We start from the raw sequence: 1540 nt of genomic DNA on the forward strand, positions 1-1540 counted from the left end.
ACCTGAGCGGCTGCGCTCCGAGCCGTAGCTCCGAACTGCATAACGATCGCTGCTGCGGACGGGGCTGATTCAGGATGGCGGCTGGCTCGCTGCGCTCGCCTGCCGCATTGTTATGAGGCCCGCCGCAGAGCGGGGGCGTTATGCCGGTGGCCAACGGGACGGAGTGCCTCTGGCGAGTAGTGCGCCAATGGCGTATAGTTCTCCATGCGCTTCGTCGAGACGCCCATCTTCACGGCGGCCCTCCGCCGTCATCTCGATGACGAGCCGTATCGCGCGCTCCAGGCGGCCTTGTACCTGCGTCCGGAGCAGGGGGCGCTGATTCCCGGCGGTGGCGGACTGCGCAAGCTTCGCTGGGGCGCCGAGGGGCGTGGGAAGCGGGGCGGTGTCCGCACCATCTACTACTGGGCGGCCGCCGACGGCGTTTGTTACATGCTGTACCTGTACGCGAAGAATGAGCAGGGTGATCTCACCCCCACGCAGCTGCGCACGCTCGCTCGAGTGGTGCGCGAGGAGTTCAAGTGAAGGCCGACGCATTCGACGAGTTGCTGGAGAGCGTGCGCCAGGCGGGGGCGATCCGTCGCGGCGAACGGAAGCCGACTCGCTCTCGCACGTTCAAGCCGACCGATGTCAAAGCGGTGCGCGCCGACCTCGGGCAGTCGCAGGCGGAGTTTGCGCTGATGATCGGCGTGAGCGTGGCCACGCTCCGGAACTGGGAGCAGGGCCGCCGCGTACCAGATGGTCCCGCGCTCGCCTTGCTGCAGGTCGCGGCGCATAATCCCGCGGCGGTCGTTGAGGCATTGCATCGTCCCAAGCGGCGCGGCGCGGCATAACGGGTCGCTGCTGCCGACGGGCCTGTTCTCAGGATGGCGACTGGCTCGCTGCGCTCGCCTGTCGCCTTGTTATGAGGCCCCGCGGCAGACCTTGGCGTTGGGTAGACACACGGAGATTACGGGATGGATAAGGTCAGTCTGGCCGAGAAACTCGGACTCATCAACGAGCATTGGCGTCCGAAGGTCATTGGTGAGCTCAACGGCCAAGAAGTAAAACTCGTCAAATTCAAGGGCACGTTCGTTTGGCATCACCATGATTCCGAGGATGAGTTGTTCCTTGGTGTGAGTGGCACGTTTCGAGTGGAGTTCAGAGACCGAACGGTCGAGATGGGACCGGGCGAGTTCATCATCGTGCCCCGGGGGGTGGAACATCGAACGGTCGCTGACGAGGAAGCCGCTATCCTCGTCTTCGAGCCTGCGGCGACACGGAACACGGGCGACATTGAGGACGGCGAGTTTACTGCACCCACGGGAGTGCGACTCTGACTTCGGCGCCACCCAACAATGCTTGCTGTTGTCGAGCGGACCGGCCATCCGCGCAGGGTGAACCATCGTGCGGTCCGCTCGCAACAGAAGCCCGCGTTATGCAGATCACTACCCGAACGACTCATGCGCATCTTTGGTCATGCCCTGCGCACACGGCGCATTCTGCAGGTTGGCTTGGTTGTCGCTGGCGCGGTCGCAGGCGCAGTCTTCGGCCTTGTCCTCAC

3 protein-coding genes are annotated in these 1540 nt (G+C 64.4%); all 3 read left to right on the forward strand.

Annotated elements, in window-relative coordinates:
• The first annotated feature begins 204 nt into the window (after positions 1-204).
• Complete coding sequence (locus O9271_RS18125; RefSeq protein WP_298272890.1) at positions 205-522, forward strand: type II toxin-antitoxin system RelE/ParE family toxin; 318 nt, start codon at positions 205-207, stop codon at positions 520-522.
• Positions 519-830: a NadS family protein gene (nadS, locus tag O9271_RS18130; protein WP_298272893.1), complete on the forward strand. Its 312-nt coding sequence runs from the start codon at positions 519-521 to the stop codon at positions 828-830. The genes O9271_RS18125 and nadS overlap by 4 nt, the downstream gene beginning before the upstream one ends.
• A 123-nt stretch (positions 831-953) precedes the next feature.
• Positions 954-1316: a cupin domain-containing protein gene (locus O9271_RS18135; RefSeq protein WP_298272895.1), complete on the forward strand. Its 363-nt coding sequence runs from the start codon at positions 954-956 to the stop codon at positions 1314-1316.
• Positions 1317-1540: the final 224 nt, after the last annotated feature.

It is taken from the genome of Gemmatimonas sp. (genome assembly GCF_027531815.1).
GTDB lineage: Bacteria > Gemmatimonadota > Gemmatimonadetes > Gemmatimonadales > Gemmatimonadaceae > Gemmatimonas.